At 72.4% G+C, this 17,197-nt stretch carries 16 protein-coding genes; 10 read left to right on the forward strand and 6 right to left on the reverse strand.

Features of this window, described 5'->3' with window-relative positions:
• The first annotated feature begins 42 nt into the window (after nucleotides 1-42).
• A complete protein-coding gene (locus tag U5911_RS15875) occupies nucleotides 43-1,512 on the forward strand; it encodes a globin-coupled sensor protein (RefSeq protein WP_336038035.1) in 1,470 nt (489 codons plus the stop codon).
• A gap of 50 nt (nucleotides 1,513-1,562) precedes the next feature.
• On the opposite strand, the gene U5911_RS15880 is transcribed toward U5911_RS15875, so the two are convergent.
• Nucleotides 1,563-2,354: an MBL fold metallo-hydrolase gene (locus tag U5911_RS15880; RefSeq protein ID WP_336038036.1), complete on the reverse strand. Its 792-nt coding sequence runs from the start codon at nucleotides 2,352-2,354 to the stop codon at nucleotides 1,563-1,565.
• Nucleotides 2,355-2,461: 107 nt separating this feature from the next.
• Here U5911_RS15880 and U5911_RS15885 point away from each other — a divergent pair, with 107 nt between their 5' ends.
• A complete protein-coding gene (locus U5911_RS15885) occupies nucleotides 2,462-5,203 on the forward strand; it encodes an ATP-dependent helicase (protein ID WP_336038037.1) in 2,742 nt (913 codons plus the stop codon).
• 83 nt (nucleotides 5,204-5,286) lie between these two features.
• Here U5911_RS15885 and U5911_RS15890 read toward each other — a convergent pair whose 3' ends face one another.
• Both U5911_RS15890 and U5911_RS15895 read right to left on the reverse strand, forming a co-directional pair.
• The gene (locus tag U5911_RS15890; RefSeq protein ID WP_336038038.1) at nucleotides 5,287-5,538 is read right to left on the reverse strand and encodes a hypothetical protein; all 252 of its coding nucleotides are present in this window, start codon (nucleotides 5,536-5,538) and stop codon (nucleotides 5,287-5,289) included.
• Nucleotides 5,539-5,651: 113 nt separating this feature from the next.
• Nucleotides 5,652-8,387 carry an AAA domain-containing protein gene (locus tag U5911_RS15895; RefSeq protein WP_336038039.1) on the reverse strand — a complete coding sequence of 912 codons (2,736 nt, stop codon included), beginning with the start codon at nucleotides 8,385-8,387 and terminating at the stop codon, nucleotides 5,652-5,654.
• Between the two features lie 138 nt (nucleotides 8,388-8,525).
• Between U5911_RS15895 and U5911_RS15900 the strand changes: the two genes are divergently transcribed.
• The 3 genes from U5911_RS15900 (at nucleotide 8,526) to U5911_RS15910 (ending at nucleotide 10,756) form a co-directional block, all read left to right on the forward strand.
• Nucleotides 8,526-8,804, forward strand: a complete 279-nt coding sequence (locus U5911_RS15900) for a DUF7967 family protein (RefSeq protein WP_336038040.1) — start codon at nucleotides 8,526-8,528, stop codon at nucleotides 8,802-8,804.
• A 59-nt stretch (nucleotides 8,805-8,863) separates the two neighbouring features.
• Nucleotides 8,864-10,024, forward strand: coding sequence for a cystathionine gamma-synthase (locus U5911_RS15905; RefSeq protein ID WP_336038041.1), 1,161 nt, complete (start codon nucleotides 8,864-8,866; stop codon nucleotides 10,022-10,024).
• 84 nt (nucleotides 10,025-10,108) lie between these two features.
• The gene (locus U5911_RS15910; RefSeq protein ID WP_336038042.1) at nucleotides 10,109-10,756 is read left to right on the forward strand and encodes a hypothetical protein; all 648 of its coding nucleotides are present in this window, start codon (nucleotides 10,109-10,111) and stop codon (nucleotides 10,754-10,756) included.
• A 189-nt stretch (nucleotides 10,757-10,945) separates the two neighbouring features.
• Here U5911_RS15910 and U5911_RS15915 read toward each other — a convergent pair whose 3' ends face one another.
• From U5911_RS15915 to U5911_RS15925, 3 genes are all read right to left on the reverse strand, one after another.
• Complete coding sequence (locus U5911_RS15915) at nucleotides 10,946-11,212, reverse strand: elongation factor 1-beta (protein ID WP_336038043.1); 267 nt, start codon at nucleotides 11,210-11,212, stop codon at nucleotides 10,946-10,948.
• 2 nt (nucleotides 11,213-11,214) lie between these two features.
• Nucleotides 11,215-11,400, reverse strand: coding sequence for an HVO_2753 family zinc finger protein (locus U5911_RS15920; protein WP_336038044.1), 186 nt, complete (start codon nucleotides 11,398-11,400; stop codon nucleotides 11,215-11,217).
• A gap of 124 nt (nucleotides 11,401-11,524) precedes the next feature.
• Nucleotides 11,525-12,094 (reverse strand): DUF2391 domain-containing protein, encoded by a 570-nt coding sequence (locus U5911_RS15925; RefSeq protein ID WP_336038045.1) that lies wholly within the window; start codon nucleotides 12,092-12,094, stop codon nucleotides 11,525-11,527.
• A 140-nt stretch (nucleotides 12,095-12,234) separates the two neighbouring features.
• Between U5911_RS15925 and U5911_RS15930 the strand changes: the two genes are divergently transcribed.
• The 5 genes from U5911_RS15930 to U5911_RS15950 all read left to right on the forward strand — a co-directional run bounded on the left by U5911_RS15930 (nucleotide 12,235) and on the right by U5911_RS15950 (nucleotide 17,100).
• On the forward strand, nucleotides 12,235-12,459 hold the full coding sequence (locus U5911_RS15930) for a hypothetical protein (RefSeq protein ID WP_336038046.1): 225 nt from the start codon (nucleotides 12,235-12,237) through the stop codon (nucleotides 12,457-12,459).
• Nucleotides 12,460-12,508: 49 nt separating this feature from the next.
• A complete protein-coding gene (locus U5911_RS15935; RefSeq protein ID WP_336038047.1) occupies nucleotides 12,509-14,365 on the forward strand; it encodes an SLC13 family permease in 1,857 nt (618 codons plus the stop codon).
• Nucleotides 14,366-14,423: 58 nt separating this feature from the next.
• On the forward strand, nucleotides 14,424-15,275 hold the full coding sequence (locus U5911_RS15940) for an NOP5/NOP56 family protein (protein ID WP_336038048.1): 852 nt from the start codon (nucleotides 14,424-14,426) through the stop codon (nucleotides 15,273-15,275).
• On the forward strand, nucleotides 15,272-15,901 hold the full coding sequence (locus U5911_RS15945; protein ID WP_336038049.1) for a fibrillarin-like rRNA/tRNA 2'-O-methyltransferase: 630 nt from the start codon (nucleotides 15,272-15,274) through the stop codon (nucleotides 15,899-15,901). Before U5911_RS15940 ends, U5911_RS15945 begins: the two co-directional genes overlap by 4 nt.
• Nucleotides 15,902-15,990: 89 nt before the next feature.
• Nucleotides 15,991-17,100, forward strand: a complete 1,110-nt coding sequence (locus U5911_RS15950; protein WP_336038050.1) for a glutamate--cysteine ligase — start codon at nucleotides 15,991-15,993, stop codon at nucleotides 17,098-17,100.
• Nucleotides 17,101-17,197 lie beyond the last annotated feature (97 nt).

The raw sequence follows: 17,197 nt of genomic DNA on the forward strand, positions 1-17,197 counted from the left end.
GCGGCAAACGCCTAAGTGAGCCGTCTCGAAACCGCGGGACGAATGGCCGCTGACAACCCGCCCCGGGTGACCGAAGCCGTCCGGGGCGACCTCGACGGAGCGGAGCTCGCAGACCGGATCGGACTGGACGACGAGGAGGTGGCGTGGCGCAAGGAGTTCACGGGCCTCACCGAGGAGGACGCCGCGTCGCTGGCGTCGGAGACGCCGCTGTTCGAGCGCGTCGCGGACGACCTCGTCGAGGACTTCTACGACCACCTCCGGGCGTACGAGCGCACTCGCGACATCTTCGACCGGTCGACGAAGACGGTCGACCAGCTCAAGGAGACCCAGACGGAGTACCTGCTCGGCCTCGGGCGGGGCGACTACGGCAGCGAGTACGTCGCCCAGCGCGCCCGCGTCGGGAAGGTCCACGACGTGCTGGACCTCGGCCCGGAGGTGTACCTGGGCGCGTACGCGACCTACTACGAGGGCCTGCTCGACGCGCTCGCCGACGACGTCACCGGCGACGCCGGCGAGGAAGCCGAGGACGCGGTCTCGGAGCTCGTCGACCGCTTCCTGCCGATGCTGAAGCTGTTGACGTTCGACCAGCAGGTCGCGATGGACACGTACGTCGACTCGTACGCCCAGCGCCTCCAGTCGGAGGCCGAGCGGCGCCGCGAGCTCGCGACCGCCGTCGCGGAGGACGTGGCGGCGCCGCTCGGCGAACTCTCGACGGCCGCGGGCGAGGTCGCCGAGCACGCCGAGGACATCCAGGCGGTGACCGACGAGCAGACCGACCGCATGGACGAGGTGGCTCGCGAGGTCGCGTCGGTGTCGGCGAGCATCGAGGAGGTGGCCGCGACGGCCGCGGACGTCGAGGACACCAGCGAGGACGCCGCCGAGCTCGCCGAGCGCGGCGAGGCGGCCGCCGAGGACGCGCTGACCGTGATGGCGGACATGGAGGAGGCGACGGGTGGCGTCGCCGAGGACGTCGAGCAGCTCCGGGAGCGCGCCGTCGACGTCGAGGAGGTCACCGCGGTCATCGACGACATCGCCGAGCAGACGAACCTCCTGGCGCTGAACGCGAGCATCGAGGCTGCGCGGGCGGGCGAGGCCGGCGACGGGTTCGCGGTGGTCGCCGACGAGGTGAAGGCGCTCGCGGAGGAGTCCCGCGAGCAGTCCACGCGCGTGGAGGAACTGGTCGAGCGCATGCAGGCCGACACGGAGCAGACGGTCGAGCGCCTCGACGAGATGAACGAGCGCGTCGCCGCGGGCGTCGACCGCGTCGAGGACGCGATGGCCACGCTCCGGGAGATCACCGACGCCGTGACGGCGGCCGCGACGGGCGTCGAGGAGGTGTCGGACGCGACCGACGAGCAGGCCCAGAGCGTCGAGGAGGTCGCGGGGATGGTCGACGACGTCGACGAGCGCGCGGGCGAGATCGCGGCCGCCGTGGAGGACGTCGCTGCGGCCGCCGAACAGCAGCGCGCTGCGGTCGAGGACGTCCGCGAGTCCGTCTCGCGGCTGTCCTGACCGGGGTCACCGAGCGCGGCCTGCCCGCCGTCGGGCGCGCCGGCGGCCGGTCACGCCTCGATTTCGACGGCGAGGCCGTCGCGCGCGAACGCGACGTGGCCGTCGAAGTGCTCCTCGATCGCGGCCTGCATCTCGCGGTGCTTGCCGTCCGTGTGGGGGTAGAGGTGCGTGAGGTAGAGGTCGTCGACGTCGACTCCGGACAGCGACTCCCCGAGCTGCGTGGGCGTGGGGTGGTTCGAGACGTCGACCTCGTCGGGGAACGAGCAGTCGTGGACGAGCACCGGACAGCCGTCCGCGAACTCGGCCATCCCCCGGAAGGCCTCGGTGTCGCCGCTGAACGCGAGCGCGTCGTCGAACCTGTACGCGAGGCCGTGCATCGAGTGTCGCGTCTCGACGGCGTCCACGTCGAATCCCGCCACGTCGAAGCTCCCGGCGTCCACGTCCCGGAGCGTCAGGTCGACGCGGCCCTCGAGGTAGTCGTGGACCGCGAGCAGGTCGCTCACGAGGTCGGCTGTGCCAGTGGGCCCGACGACGGTCAGGGTCTCCTCGCCGGCGAGCCAGCGCGCCTTCAGCAGCGCGAGGAGGTCGCTGACGTGGTCGACGTGGTGGTGGGTCAGGAGGACGGTGTCGACGCCCTCGTAGCCGACGTCGGTGCGCGCGAGCGTGTGGAGGACGCCGCTCCCGCAGTCCACGAGCAGGCGGTCGTCGCCGTCCCGCTCGCGGACGTCCCGCCCGCTCGCACCGTCCGCGGCGGTTCCCGTCGCGCGCTCGAGGAGCAAGCCGGTCTGCATGCGGTCGCCGGTCGGCATCGCCGACCCCGTGCCGAGGAACGTCAGTCGCATACCCGGCCCGAGGGCGGCCGGCGTGGTACGCGTTTTGGGTGCGGGACTCGCTGTCGCCCGGCGACCGGCGTCAGACACTTGACGCACGGGGGCCAACCGTGGAAGCGATGGGTCCGGAGTCGGCGGCGGCGACCGAGTCGGCGGCCAGCCGCGCGGCCGCCGACAGCGGGGTGCTGGACCGCCTCGACCCGGCCGTCCGCGAGTGGTGGGTCGACCGGTTCGGGCCGCCCGACCAGGACGGCGGCTGCCTGACGCCCCCGCAGCGCGAGGCGATCCCCCTGATCCACGAGGGGGAGAACGCGCTCATCGCGGCGCCCACGGGCTCGGGGAAGACGCTGGCGTCGTTCACGGCGATCCTGAACGAGCTGTTCGCCCGGGAGCGCGAGGGCGGCCTCGAGAACGAGGTCTACTGCGTGTACGTGTCGCCGCTGAAGTCGCTGGCGAACGACATCGAGCGCAACCTCGCGGAGCCCCTGGCCGGCATCGCCGACCGCCTCGCGGACCGCGGCGTCGAGACGGACGTCCGGCAGGCGATCCGGCACGGCGATACGTCCAGCTACGACCGCCAGCGGATGCTCGCGGAGACGCCGCACATCCTCAACACGACCCCGGAGACGCTGGCGATCCTCCTGAACTCGCCGAAGTTCCGCGAGAAGCTCCGGAGCGTCGAGTACGTCGTGGTCGACGAGATCCACAGCCTCGCGGACTCCAAACGGGGCACCCACCTCTCGGTGAGCCTCGAGCGCCTCCAGCGGCTCGCCGGCGACTTCGCGCGCGTCGGCTGTTCGGCGACGGTCGAACCGCTGGCGGACATCGCGCGGTTCCTCGTCGGCTACGAGGACGCCGGCGACGGCGCCGACGGCCGCCGGCCCCGGGACTGCGAGGTCGTGGACGCGCGGTTCAGCCGCGACTACGACCTGGAGCTGACGTGTCCGACGCCCGACCTCGTGAACGCCTCCGACGGGGCGGTCACCGACGCGTTCTACGACGAACTCGCCGACCTGCTCGACGGCGCGGAGAACGCGCTCGTGTTCACGAACACGCGGTCGGGCGCCGAGCGCGTGCTCGAGGGGCTCCGCGAGCGCGGCGTGGTCGGCGAGGAGGCGTCCGCCTGCCACCACGGCAGCCTCTCGAAGAACCGCCGGCAGGACGTCGAGAAGCGACTCAAGGAGGGGTCGCTGCGGGTCACGACCACGTCGACGAGCCTGGAACTCGGCATCGACATGCCACACGTCGACCTCGTGGTGCAGGTCGGATCGCCGAAGTCGGTCGCGAGCCTCCTGCAGCGCGTCGGGCGCGCCGGCCACCGCCCCGGCCGCACGGTCACCGGCCGCGTCGTCGCGCTCGACCGCGACGAGCTCGTGGAGTGTGCGGTCATGCTGAGGCAGGCGGAAGCCGGGTTCGTCGACCGCGTGCACGTCCCCGAGCGCGCCCACGACGTCGCCGTCCAGCACGTCTACGGGATGGCCATCGCCGGTCCGGTCCCCGAGCGCGAGGTCCGCGAGACCGTCCGCTCGGCGTACCCGTACCGCGGGTACGGCGACGAGGACTTCGAGGACCTCTTCCGGTACCTCACCGCGGACTACGACGGCCTCGAGGACCGGAACGTGTACGCGAAGGTCTGGCGCGACGAGAACGACCCGCCCGGAGGAGACGACGGGGACCCCGACGACCCGACGACGGGCACGCACCACTACCCGGAGTTCGACGTCGGCGAACCCCTGGTCGGCAAGCGGGGCCGGCTCGCGCGCCCCATCCTCCTCCAGAACCTCGGGACGATCCCGGACTCGTTCACGGTGAACGTCTACGTGCGCGGCGACGACGAGTGGGTCGGCCAGCTCGACGAGGACTACCTCGACACGCTCGAGCCCGGGGACGTGTTCGTGCTCGGCGGCGACCGGTTCGCGTACCGCTACCGGCGGGGGTCGAAGGTGTACGTCGACCGCACGAGCGAGCGCGCGACCGTGCCGTCGTGGTACTCCGAGCGACTCCCCCTCTCTTACGACCTCGGCCGCGAGATCGCGCGCTTCCAGGGCGACCTGCTCGACCGCTACGAGGAGGGCGGCGCGGCCGCGGTGCGGCGGTGGCTCCGCGAGTTCCCGGTCGGCCCGAACGCGGTGCGCGCGCTCGCCCGGATGTACGACGACCAGCTCCGGTACGCCGGCCCGGAGAGCGTCTCGACGCTCGACCGGGTCGCCGTCGAGGAAGTGAAAAACCGCGACGAGTACCGCCGCCGCTACCACGTCCGCACGCCGTACGGCCGGCGGTTCAACGACGGTCTCTCCCGGCTGCTGGCGTACCGCTGTGCGAACGAGGCGAACGCGAACGTCGCGGTCTCGGTCGCGGACAACGGCTTCACGCTCGCGATGCCGCTCAACCGCAAGGTCGACGTCGCCGAACTGCTCCGCCAGACCGATCCCGAGTCGGCCCGCGAGACCCTGCGGGACGCCCTCGACGGCACCGACCTCCTGCAGCGGTACTTCCGCATCAACGCGACGCGCGCGCTCCTCGTCCTGAAGCGCTACAAGGGCCACGAGAAGTCCGCGAGCAGACAGCAGGTCGCCAGCGAGATGCTGCTCGGGTTCGCGGGAGACCTCGAGGACTTCGTGGTGCTCGAGGAGACGTACCGCGAACTGGTCGAGGACAAACTCGACCTCGCGGGCGTCCGCGAGGTGCTGGCGGCCATCCGGGACGGCGACGTCGACGTGGCGGAGACGACGCTCCAGTCGCCGTCGCCGCTGTCGTTCGGCCTCGCGACGCTGTCCGCCAGCGACGTGGTGCTCGCGGAGGACGAGGACGCGGTGCTGCGCGCGTTCCACGAGCGCGTCCGCGAGCAGGTCGACGACTGACGCTCGCGCGTGTCGGTGCGGTCGACGTTCCGGGGCCCGTGCGGTCGGCGCGCCCTGTGACTGGTCCGGGTCCCCGGCCGGCGTCACCCGTGCCGACTGAAGTGGTAGACGACCCCCCAGAGGAACGAGAGCCCGACCATCACCACGAGCGACCCGGCGAACTCCTCGGTGACGGGAATCGACGCGCCGGTCGTCGACTGGAGGGCGCGGACGACGAGCAGGGACACCTCGCCGAGCGGCGGCATCAGGTCCCAGACGAACTTCGAGAGCGTGGTGCCGACCATGAGCGTGACGAACGCCGCGACGCCGTGGGACGCGCCGGTTTTCGCTGGCATACGTGCCGCCTGCACGACCTATCACAAAACTATTACGCACCGGTCGGCCTGTGACGCCTCACGCGTCCGCGCTCTGACACCGGTCCGCGATGCTACCCGGGCAACGGACCCAGTCAGTCCATCGCCGCCCAGTCGACCATCCGGTCGTACAGCGGCTCGGAGCGGAGCGCTCGCTCGTCGCCGACCAGGACGAGGCTCTTCTTCGCGCGCGAGAGCGCGACGTTCACGCGCCGGTGGTCCTCGAAGATGGGGCCGTCGAGGCCGCCGGTGGCGACGAAGGAGACGACGACGACTTCCTTCGAGGAGCCCTGGAAGCGGTCGACGGTGTCGACGGCGACGCCGTCCGGGACGAAGCGGCCGATCTCCGCGACCTGCGCGCGGAACGGCGCGATGACGCCGACGTCGCCCGGGTCGACGCCCGCCTCGACGAACTCGGTGACGACGCTGCCGACGTGCTCGGCCTCCACGGGGTCGACGTGCGCGTCGCTGGTGCCCGCGACGTCGTGGAAGGACACACCGTTCTGGACGGCGCCGCCCGTCTCGACGCCGAGGTCCGCGAGCGTCTGCCCGGCCACCTCGGCCGTCGCGGGGCGGAGCCGGCCGTCGTAGAACTCCCGGCTGGAGAACGCCTGGATGCGCTGGCTCATCCGGTACTGCTGGTCGAGCATGACCGAGGCCTCGGGGTGGGTGTCGTGGAGGCGCTCGAACAGCGACGTGGCGAGCCGGCCGCCCGACCGCACCACTGGCGGCAGCTGCTCGTGGTCGCCGACGAGCACGAACCGGTCGCCGCGGTTGACCGCGGCGAGGGCGTCCGGCTCCGTGAGCTGGCTGGCCTCGTCGACGAGCACCACGTCGAAGTCCTGCTCGCGAATCACCCGCGAGCCGCAGGTCGCGGTGGTCGCCGCGACGACGTCCGCGGTCTGGAGGGCTCGCGCGCACTCCGCGGGGTCGCCGGCCCGGTCCAGCCGGAGGTCCTGCATGTCCTCGCGGACGCCCGTCGACGTCCCGACGCGGGCGACGTCAGTGAACCCCTGCTCGCGGAGCGCCTCGAGCGCGTTGTCGACGGCCCGGTTCGTGAACGCGGACAGCAGCACGCGGTCGCCGCGGTCGACGAACGCCCGGATCAGCGTCGCGATGGTGTACGTCTTCCCCGTGCCGGGCGGGCCGTGGACGAGCGCGAAGTCCTCGGCGTTCAGCGCCCTGCTCACGGCCTCGTTCTGCGCGTCGTTGTTGTCGACGACCTCGTGGGTCTCGTCGCGGAACTCGGGGCTCGCGCGGTCGAACAGCACGTCCTTGCGGCGCCGGTCGCCCTTGAGGAGCGCGTCGTGGAGCGCGGTGAGCATCCGGTCGACGCTCAGCTCGGAGGGGTAGACGTCGAGCCGGCGGAGGTCGACGGGCTCGTCCGCGGTGACGGCGACGCGGTCGGGCGCCAGCGTCTCCACGCGCGCCATCTCCGCGGTCCCCTGGACTGGGTCGCCGTCGCTGGCGAGCACGCGGTCGCCCTCGCGGATCTTCGAGGCGGCTGCCGTCGGTCGCTCCGCGGTCAGCCGCCACCGGCCGTCCGGGAGCTCCTCGCGGCCCGCCGGCCGCAGGTCGACGACGGCGCGGTCGTCGTCAGCGCGCTCCGCGGGCGTCTGCTCCCAGAGCTTGCGGTACTCGTCGTGGACCGCGCGGCGCTCGGCCTCCACGGCGTCGTAGAGCTCGCGGAAGTACGCGCGCTCCTCCTCGGGGATCGGGTCGCCGAGCCGGCCGGCCTTCGACTCCTGGTCGAGGCGGCCGGAGACCACCATGCAGGTGTCCTGCTCGAAGCAGTACTCGCAGGTCGCGTCCGCCTCGAAGCCCGTCGGCGGCTCCCCGTTCGCCTCGATGGCCGCGAGGTGGTTGCGCTGGCGGACCACGAACTCCAGGAACCCCTTCGAGATGGAGAACTCCTTGGCGGGCGAGAGGTCGCCGCCTTCCTCGCCGCGGTCGACCGCGGCGTTCTTCGTGTACAGCAGCGTCCCCGTGTCGACGTCGACGCCGCGCTCGTCGAGCATCAGTGCGTAGCAGGCGGCCTGGACCTTGTCGTGGAACCGCGGCTCGCGGTTCGTGTTCTTCCCGGTCTTCAGTTCGACGGGCGTCCCGCGCCGGACGGCGTCGCAGCGGCCCTTCAGGCCGAACGTCTCCGAGATGAGCGTGTACTCCGACCGCCAGTCGTCGCCGGCCTGCCAGCCGTCTCCGGTCGCGGCGTCGCCGTCGGCCGCGGGCGCACCGCCGTCGCTGGAGAAGTGGCCCTGCTGGAGCCAGCCCTCGATGGCCGACGCGTTCGCGCGCACGTCCGCCTCCACCTCGTCGCGGTCCCGCCCCAGGAGGCCGAGTTCGAGGCCGGCGTCGTCGACGCGCTCCGCGACCGCCTCCTCGAGGTCCCGGCCCCTGAGGAGGTCGCCGAACACCTCGTGGACGATGGTCCCCTTCGTCACCGGGTACTTCAGCGGCAGGCCCTGGAGCTTGTTCAGGTAGTACATCCGTGGGCACTGCACGAACGACCGGACGTTCGTCACGTCCACGAGGAAGTCCGGCTCCACGACGACGTACGACGCCTTGCTCGTCGCGTACTGGACCTCGCCGTTCCACTCGTCCTCGTCGGCGTCGGTCACCAGCAGCTCCATCCCCGGGTCGAGGTAGTCGGCCGTCTCCGTCCACTTCCCCCACAGCGTCACGCGAACCGTCCCCTCGGGGGCGTCGCACAGGACGGCGTCGTCGCTGCCGTCGCCCGGCCGCACTCGCACGTCGAGGACGTCCCGGTCGCCGTACCGCGTGCTCACCGACCGCACGTCGCCGACGTCCGTGACCTCGCCCCGTACGTTCACGAGTGTGGGTGTGGCGCGCACCGCGAAAAACCCTGTCGCTCGCCCGTCGCCGCGAGCACTCGCGTGTGGGCACACGGGGCCCGGGACGCGGCCGGCCGACTCACAATACCTAACTCGCCGCCGCGAGTCGGCCCGTACATGCCCAGCGAGGACGCGGTCCGCGTGTGGCTGGTCGAACGCACGTACTCCGACGACGAGCAGAACATCGTCATCCTCACGTACGCGACGCCGGACGGCCGGCGGTACTTCCGGAAGGAGCGCGCGCTCACCAGCTTCTCGGACACCCGGGACACGACCGCCGCCGTCGACGCCGACCCCGAGAACCTCGGCGCCGTCTCTGACCCCGACCAGCGCGAGCAGTACGCCGCCGAGGCCCAGCGGATGCGCGAGGCCCACGACCCGGACGACGTCATCTGAGGCCGCGGCCGAACCCTCGAACGAACAGACCTAACTCGCGGGCCGCCGTCGCCTCCCGCATGAGCGACGACGACCAGCGCTTCGAGACGCGCGCCATCCACGCCGGCCAGGACCCCGACGCGGAGACGGGCGCGCTGATGACGCCCATCTACGCGAACTCCACGTACGCCCAGGACGCGCCCGGCGACCACCGCGGCTACGAGTACTCGCGGACGGGCAACCCGACGCGCACCGACCTGGAGGCGAACCTCGCGAGCCTCGAGGGCGGCGAGTACGGCCGCGCGTTCGCTTCGGGGATGGGCGCCATCAACACCGTCCTGAACCTCCTCGACGCGGGCGACCACGTCGTCGCCGGCAACGACGTCTACGGCGGCACTCACCGCATCTTCACGCAGGTGTACGAGGACTACGACCTCGAGTTCGACTTCGTGGACACCACCGACCACGACGCGGTGCGGGCGGCGATGCGCGAGTCGACCGAACTCGTCTGGGTGGAGACGCCGACGAACCCCCTGATGAACGTCAACGACGTGGACGCGCTCGCGGACATCGCCCACGAGCACGGCGCGCTCTGCGCGGTCGACAACACGTTCGCGACGCCGTACCTCCAGCGCCCGCTCGAGTACGGCGCGGACGTCGTCTGCCACAGCCTCACGAAGTACCTCGGCGGCCACAGCGACCTCGTCGCCGGCGCCCTGGTCACCGACGACGAGGCCCTCGACGAGCGGCTGGCGTTCTACCAGAACTCCGTGGGCGCGACGCCGAGTCCCTTCGACTGCTTTCTCGTGTTGCGCGGGACGAAGAGCCTCGGCGTGCGCATGGACCGTCACTGCCGGAACGCGCGGGAGCTCGCCGAGTGGCTGGACGGCCACGACGGCGTCGACGAGGTCTACTACCCGGGCCTGGAGAGCCACCCCGACCACGACCTCGCCGCCGAGCAGATGGACGACTTCGGCGGGATGCTCTCGTTCGAACTCGACGCCACGCTCGAGGAGGCCAGCGAGTTCGTCACCGAGACGGAGGTCTTCACGCTCGCCGAGAGCCTCGGCGGCGTCGAGTCGCTCATCGAGCAGCCGGCCGCGATGACCCACGCCGCGATTCCGAGAGAGGAGCGGGAGGCCGCCGGCCTCACCGACCCGCTCATCCGCGCGAGCGTCGGCATCGAGCACGTCGACGACCTGAAGGCCGACCTCCGTCGGGCGATGGCCGTCGTCTCGTAATCCCCCGTCCCGGGGTCGAGCAGCGCTCAAACTGTTATTTGAGTCCGGAGAAAGCGTTTACGTAACCCGTCCGTCCGTCCCCACATGGACCGACGCGCCCTCCTCGCGACGGCGGCGGCGACGGCGACCGCGCTGGTCGCGGGCTGTACCGGTCGAGGCGCCGGCGACGACCCGAACGACGACGGGACCACGACCGGCGGGGAACCCACGAGCGACGAGCCGACCGACGCCACCACGGACGGCGGCGGCGGCCGCTTCCCGTACACCGCCCGCGTCGCGGACGCCGGCGACCCGCCGACCGAGGACGTCACCGTCGACGCCGCGGTCACCGAGGACTTCTCGAGGGAGGCGCCCGCTCGGCTCCGCGTCTCGTTCACGAACGACGCCGACGAGGCCCGCGAGTTCACGTTCGGGTCGCTGGTCCCCTGGGACACGATTCTCGGCGAGCAGCGGGACGGCGACGCCAGTCTCCTGCTCGCGCCCTCGGACGACGTCGTCCCGGACGGACCCACGGACGACTGCTGGCAGGCCACCGACGGCGTCGCGCTCCCCGCCGTGATGCGCTCGGAGACCCTCGACGCCGGCGAGACGGCGTCCGCCACCTTCTCCCTCCTCGCCGCCCACGACAGCGGGGACTGCCACCCGCCCGGAACGTACCGCTTCGCGGACGAGAACTACGTCGACGGCGGCTGGTGGTTCGACGTCGAGGTCGCGCCGGTCGCCGAGGACTGAACGCCCGCCCCGGACCACATCCGGCCGCCGAGCGACTCGGCGAGCCCGGGACGGCGGATCCACTGCGCGAGCGGCGAGGCCGCGAGTGCAGGCCGACGACCGGGCGGACCGCTCGTAGCGCGGGACGCGAAAGAGGAGTGGTTCTAGTTCGCCGAGGGGCGCTCCGCGCGCCCGCAGCGCACAACGCGGCTAGATACGACCGACTTCCTCGACGCTGACGGACTCGACGTCCTCGACGCCCGCGAAGGCGTCCTCGACGGCCTCGGTGCCGCCGGCGTCGTCGGGGACGATGACGGTGGTGAGCAGCGCGGTGAGGCCGAACGCGACCTCCTCGGTCTCGACGCCGTTGATCTTCGCGCCCTCCGGCAGGGACTCCGAGAGGCGCTCCTCGAGGGCGTCGAGGTCGACGTCCGGGCTCTCCGGCATGACCTTGAGGACGGCGGCGACTTTCCCCATCGTTACGGCCCCCGGAACCCGCAGTCGGGACACTCGTAGAGGTTGCTCTGCTTGCGGCACTTCGAGCACCGGTAGATCTGGTGGCCGCAGTCCGGACACTTGAACGCGGCGGCGGTGGTGCCGGAGATGTTGATGCCACAGGACACGCACTTGCGCGCCCGTTTGGCTTCGGTCTCGGTCTCGCTCATACCATCGTTTTGCGTCCGGACGCGTTTTAACCATTGTCTTTCGGCGACGCGAACCGGCCCCGCGACCCCTCGACGCGAACCGTCCCCGCGAATCGGCCGCAGGTCCTCCCCCGGGTCGCGCCCGCTAGCTCCCGGGGAGGATGTCGCCGAGCGCGCCGCCGATGGCCATCGGCACGAGCGCGACGGCGACAGTCGAGGCCGCGACCCAGGGGTCCGTCCAGGTGACCCGCCCCCAGCCGGTGAACAGCAGCGTCGCGGTGACCGCCGACGCGCCGAGCACGCCGGCGAGCCGCCGCGGGACGAGGCCGAGGATGCGGTTGGCGACGCGGACGTCCTGGATCTCCGCGACGTAGAGGACGCCGTAGACGATGGCGACCGTCGCGGCGAAGCTCGCGGCGAGTAGGAGCGGGTGGGTGGCGAGAAACGAGCCCGCCTCGTTGGTGCCGCCCTCGACGGCCATCGGGATGCCGAACAGGAGTGCGCCCAGGGTCGCCTCCGCGAGGTCGTGGACGTCGAACCCGTAGATGACCCGGCCGAACGTCGCGTTCTCGTCCTGGATGTCGGTCGCGAGCTCCTTCACCTCGCGGAGCTGCTCGCGGGCCTCCTCGTCGGCGACGTGGTCGTCGAGGTCCTCGAGTTCGTCGAAGAGGTCCGAGAAGTCCCGGCGCTCGTCGGGTCCGCCTGGCGCGCTCATGGGCGGTCGCACGCCCGCCGCCCCCTTAAAGGGGTCCTGCCGGCCGCAGCCTCGGTGGTCCTCTCAGTCGCCGTCCCGAACGAGGTCCGGCCCGGTTGCCGGCCACCACTGTCTTCGGGCGGGCGACCCACGCCTCGCGTATGTCGGACCGGGAGCCTCCCGAGTACCCGCAACCGGACGAACTCCGGACGGGACTGTACGTGGTAGTCGAACAGGGCCACGGGAACGACCCCATCGAGGGCGAGATCGGCGCGGTCCTCGGCGCGGCGGACCCCGAAGGAGCGCGCGTGAAACTGACGTCCGGCGTCGAGGGCGTCGTCCGGCGCATCGAGCCGGACGAGGGCGGCGGCCCGGAGCCGACGTGACGTGCGCTCGCGGGCCAACACTTAACAGCGCGTCACACGCCGTTCACCTATGGGAGTCGCGGCGGTCCCGACCGGGGCGCTCGTGGTGTACGCGGTCGTGCTCGCGGCGCTCGTGCTGTTCGTCTCCGAACTGATTCCGAACGACGTCACCGCCATCGGCGTCATCGCCGCGCTGGTCGTCCTGGAACCGTGGACGGGCGTCGACGCCGAGACCGCCATCTCGGGGTTCGCGAACCCCGCGACGGTCACCATCGTCGCGATGTACATGCTGAGCGCCGGCGTCCAGAACACGGGCGTCGTGGCGCGCCTCGGCGTCGTGCTCGCGGACCTCACGCGCGGCAGCGAGTTCCGCGCGCTCGCCGCGACGGTCGCCACCACCGGCCCCATCGCGGGCGTCGTGAACAACACGCCCGTGGTCGCCGTGTTCATCCCGATGGTCACGGACCTCGCCGAGCAGAGCCGCGTGTCGCCGTCGAAGCTCCTCCTGCCGCTGTCGTACGCGGCCATCCTCGGCGGCACGCTGACGCTCGTCGGGACCGCGACGAACATCCTCGCCAGCGACTTCGCGCGCGAACTGATCCCTGGCCGCGACGGCATCGGCATGTTCGAGTTCACGCCGCTCGGCGTCGTCGTCCTGCTCGTCGGGGCGGCGTACCTCCTGACCGTGGGGCGGCGGCTGACGCCCGCGCGCATCCCCGTGGACGCCGACCTCGTCGAGGAGTTCGACCTCGACGACAACCTCGCGGTGCTGCGCGTCCGCGAGGACTCGCCGGTCGTCGGCGTCCCGGTGGCGGCGTTCGACGAAGCCCACGCCGGCGAGGTGACCGTCCTCCAGCTCCGGCGTGACGGCGAGGCGTACAGCGTGCCCGACACCGACCAGCGCGTCGAACCCGGCGACGAGCTCGTCGTCAACGGGACGCTGCAGGCCATCAACCAGCTCGCGACCGAAGAGGCGCTCGCGCAGCGCCCGCGCGAGGACGTCACCGAGGGGACGTTCGCGGACGCCCCGACAGAGGGCACGCTCGCGAAGGCCGTCGTCCCGGAGGACTCGCAGTACGTCGGCGAGACGGTCGAGGAGACGCGGCTGCGCGCCCACCACCGGACGACCGTCCTCGCGATCCGCCGCGGCGGCGACCTGCTGCGGACGGACGTCGACGCGCGGACCCTCGAGCCCGGGGACGTCCTGCTCGTGCGGACGACGCCCGACGCGGTGGCGTTCTTCCACGACTCCCGGGAGCTGCTGGTCGCCGACGAGTCCGCCTACGACCGCCTCGTCTCGGGGGACGTCGCCGAGATCGCGCCGCTGTCCCCGAAGACGCCGATCGCGCTCGGCGTGCTGGCCGGAGTGGTCGGCGTCGCCGCCCTCGACGTGCTGTCGCTCGCCGTCGCCGCGCTCGCCGGCGTGTTCGTGATGGTCGTCACCGGCTGCCTGTCGTCGGCGGACGCCTACGACGCCGTCTCGTGGAACGTCGTGTTCCTGCTGGCGGGCGTCATCCCGCTCGGGTTCGCGATGGAGACGACCGGCGGCGCGGCGGTGCTCGCGGAGGCGCTGGTCGCGACCGAGCGCGTGCTGCCGCTGGTCGGCGTCCTCTTCCTGTTCGCGGTCGTCACGGGCCTCCTCGCGAGCGTCATCACGCCGGTCGCCACCGTCGTGTTGATGATCCCGGTGGCGGTCGACGCCGCCCGCAGCCTCGGCGCCAACGAGTTCGCGTTCCTGCTCGCCGTGATGTTCGCGTCGGCGACCTCCCTGATGACGCCCGTCGGCTACCAGACGAACCTCATGGTGTACGGTCCCGGCGGCTACGAGTTCACGGACTTCGTGCGCGTCGGCGCGCCGCTGCAGTTGCTGCTCGCGGTCGTCACCACGCTGGGCATCGCGGTGATGTGGGGGGTCGGCGGCGCGTGAGGGCGGCCGCAGCGGCGGTCGGGAACGCATATACGAGGCGAGGGCGAACCACGGGGCGATGACCGACACGCGCGACAGCCGCGACGCGGCCTGGTTCGCGGGCGTCGACCCCGGGGACGCCGACGCCGCCGCCGAGGCGGTGCGCGAGGGGGCCGCCGACGCGCCCGCCGACTGGCCGACGCTCGCGGTCGAGACCGGGTTCGCCGGCGACACCGACGAGTACTACGAGCGCCTCCGCGGGGCGACGCTGCGCGCGACCCGCGCGGCCGTCCGCGAGCGAGAGGGCGCGGACGACCAGCAGCTCATCCACGCCGTCCGGGCCGCCGCGGACCTCGCGGACGCCGCGAACGAGCTCGCCGAACGCGGCACGGAGTGGGCGGGCAGCGTCTTCGACGACGTCGAGGGCGGCGTCGAGGGCGCGCGCGCCGTCGCCGAGCGCGAGCCGGAGACTGCCACCCAGGAGCGAGCGGTCGGCGTCTGCCGGCGCGCCGCGGCCCTCGCGGACGAGCGGGACGCGGTCCGCGAGTACGTCGCCCAGCAGGCGCCGGCCGTCGCGCCGAACCTCGCGAACCTCGCCGGCCCGATGCTCGCCGCCCGGCTCATCGCGCTCGCGGGCGGCCTCGGTGACCTCGCGAAGCAGCCGAGCGGCACGGTGCAGGTGCTCGGCGCGGAGGACGCGCTGTTCGCGCACCTCCGCGGGCACGCGCCCTCGCCGAAGCACGGCGTCATCTACACGCACGACTACGTCCGCGAGACCCGCCCCGAGCACCGGGGGTCGGCGGCGCGCGCGCTCGCCGGGAAGCTGACCATCGCGGCGCGCGTCGACCACTACTCGGGCGACCTGCGGCCGGAGCTCGCAGCGGAACTCGACGACCGCATCGAGCGCATCCGCGCTCGTGGTGCCGAGTGACCCTCCCCGAGGGCGTCCGGCGGCGCGAGTTCGACGGCGGCGAGGAGCTCGCGACGCGCGGCGAGCCGGCGTACGGCGAGCCCGTCGTCGACGGCTGGCGGCGCTGGGACCCCCACCGGTCGAAGCTCGGCGCGACGCTCGAACTCGGCCTGGACACCGGGCTGTCGGGCGGCGACCGCGTGCTCTACCTCGGCGCGGCGAACGGCACGACGGTCAGCCACGTCGCCGACTTCGCCGGGCCGACGTACGCCGTGGAGTTCGCGCCGCGGCCGACGCGTGACCTCCTGTCGGTCGCCGAGGCTCGCGAGAACCTCTTCCCCCTGCTGAAGGACGCCCGGAAGCCCGAGACGTACGCGCACGTCGTGGAGAGCGGGCTGGACGCCGTCGTGCAGGACGTCGCGACGCGCGGACAGGCCGACGTCGCGCTCGCGAACCGCCAGTTCCTCCGCGAGGACGGCCGGTTCGTCGGCGCGGTCAAGGCGCGCAGCGAGGACGTGACGGCCGACCCCGGGGACGTGTTCGACGACGTCCTCGACGCGCTCCGCGAGGGGTACGAGGTGCTGGCGACCGGGCGCCTGGAGCCCTACCACGACGACCACCTCGCGGTGGTCGCGACGCCGCGCTGACGGGACGCGTCCCGGGCGGGCGCGCGAACCCCGGCATCCCCGCCGACTTCCAGAACTATTTACGGCCACCGGGGGAAACCTCCGGCAGCATGGACGTGGGTTCGCGGGAGGCGTTCACCGAACTCGGGACGCTCGGCGTCGAGGAGGAGTTCTTCGTGGTCGGCGACGACGGCGTCCCGACGGCGGGGACCGACGAGCTGGTGTACGAGACGGAGCCGCCCGCGCTCCTCGAGGACCGCCTCGACCACGAGCTGTTCAAGTTCGTCGTGGAGACCCAGACGCCGCGGCTCGGCGACGTGAGCGAGGCCGCCGAGGCCGTGCGTGACGTGCGCGCGGCGCTGGTCGACCACGCGGCGGCGAGCGGCTTCCGCGTCGCGGCGGCGGGCCTCCACCCGGGCGCGCGGTGGCGCGAGCACGAGCACGCCGAGAAGCCGCGGTACCGCTCCCAGCTCGAGCGCATCCAGTACCCCCAGCACCGGAACACGACCGCGGGCCTGCACGTCCACGTCGGCGTCGACGATCCGGACAAGGCCGTGTGGGTCGCGAACCAGCTGCGCTGGCACGTGCCGGTGATGCTCGCGCTGTCGGCGAACTCGCCGTTCTGGAACGGCTTCGACACGGGGCTGGCGTCCGCCCGGGCGAAGATCTTCGAGGGCCTCCCGAACACGGGGATGCCGACGGCGTTCGACTCCTACGAGGCGTTCGACCGCTTCGAGCGCCTGATGGTCGAGTCAGGCAGCATCGAGGACCGGGGCGAGCTCTGGTACGACGTCCGCCCGCACTCCGGCCACGGCACCGTGGAGGTCCGCGCGCCCGACGCCCAGGCCGACCCGGCGGTGGTCCTGGCGTTCGTCGAGTACACGCACGCCCTCGTGATGGATTACGCCGAGCGCTACGAGGACGCCGCCGACCCGGGCGTCCCGGGCGTGTTCGGGGACAGCGACGCGTCGACGGGGCTCCGGCGGGAGGTCCTCGACGAGAACAAGTGGCGGGCGACCCGGCACGGCCACGACGCGGCGTTCGTCCGCCGGGACGCCAGCGGCGAACTCGGCCTCGGGGAGGTCGTCGACCGCGAGTGCGAGCGCCTCGGCGTCTCGGGCATCCGGGACGTCTACGACGCCGAGTCGGGCGCGCGGCGGCAGCGCCGCGTCCTCGAGGCGTCCGGGGAGGCGGCGCTGTACGAGTCGCTGGTGCTGTGAGGGGTCTGTCCGAGTCCCTCTGAACGTGGGTGGACCGCGCGTCCGGCCGGCGAAGGGTTTTTGCGTCGCTCGGGCTTTTGACCTGAACGAGACAACG

The organism is Halobacterium yunchengense (assembly GCF_037031165.1).
Classification (GTDB): Archaea; Halobacteriota; Halobacteria; order Halobacteriales; family Halobacteriaceae; genus Halobacterium; species Halobacterium yunchengense.

Excerpts from the sequence above, each read along its gene's own strand:
- U5911_RS15935 (WP_336038047.1), top strand. The coding sequence starts at position 12,509 with ATGGGAGTCGCGGCGGTCCCGACCGGGGCGCTCGTGGTGTACGCGGTC.
- U5911_RS15940 (WP_336038048.1), top strand. The coding sequence starts at position 14,424 with ATGACCGACACGCGCGACAGCCGCGACGCGGCCTGGTTCGCGGGCGTC.
- U5911_RS15885 (WP_336038037.1), top strand. The coding sequence starts at position 2,462 with ATGGGTCCGGAGTCGGCGGCGGCGACCGAGTCGGCGGCCAGCCGCGCG.
- U5911_RS15915 (WP_336038043.1), bottom strand. The coding sequence starts at position 11,212 with ATGGGGAAAGTCGCCGCCGTCCTCAAGGTCATGCCGGAGAGCCCGGAC.
- U5911_RS15890 (WP_336038038.1), bottom strand. The coding sequence starts at position 5,538 with ATGCCAGCGAAAACCGGCGCGTCCCACGGCGTCGCGGCGTTCGTCACG.
- U5911_RS15910 (WP_336038042.1), top strand. The coding sequence starts at position 10,109 with ATGGACCGACGCGCCCTCCTCGCGACGGCGGCGGCGACGGCGACCGCG.
- U5911_RS15950 (WP_336038050.1), top strand. The coding sequence starts at position 15,991 with ATGGACGTGGGTTCGCGGGAGGCGTTCACCGAACTCGGGACGCTCGGC.
- U5911_RS15920 (WP_336038044.1), bottom strand. The coding sequence starts at position 11,400 with ATGAGCGAGACCGAGACCGAAGCCAAACGGGCGCGCAAGTGCGTGTCC.
- U5911_RS15900 (WP_336038040.1), top strand. The coding sequence starts at position 8,526 with ATGCCCAGCGAGGACGCGGTCCGCGTGTGGCTGGTCGAACGCACGTAC.
- U5911_RS15905 (WP_336038041.1), top strand. The coding sequence starts at position 8,864 with ATGAGCGACGACGACCAGCGCTTCGAGACGCGCGCCATCCACGCCGGC.
- U5911_RS15925 (WP_336038045.1), bottom strand. The coding sequence starts at position 12,094 with ATGAGCGCGCCAGGCGGACCCGACGAGCGCCGGGACTTCTCGGACCTC.
- U5911_RS15875 (WP_336038035.1), top strand. The coding sequence starts at position 43 with ATGGCCGCTGACAACCCGCCCCGGGTGACCGAAGCCGTCCGGGGCGAC.
- U5911_RS15930 (WP_336038046.1), top strand. The coding sequence starts at position 12,235 with ATGTCGGACCGGGAGCCTCCCGAGTACCCGCAACCGGACGAACTCCGG.
- U5911_RS15880 (WP_336038036.1), bottom strand. The coding sequence starts at position 2,354 with ATGCGACTGACGTTCCTCGGCACGGGGTCGGCGATGCCGACCGGCGAC.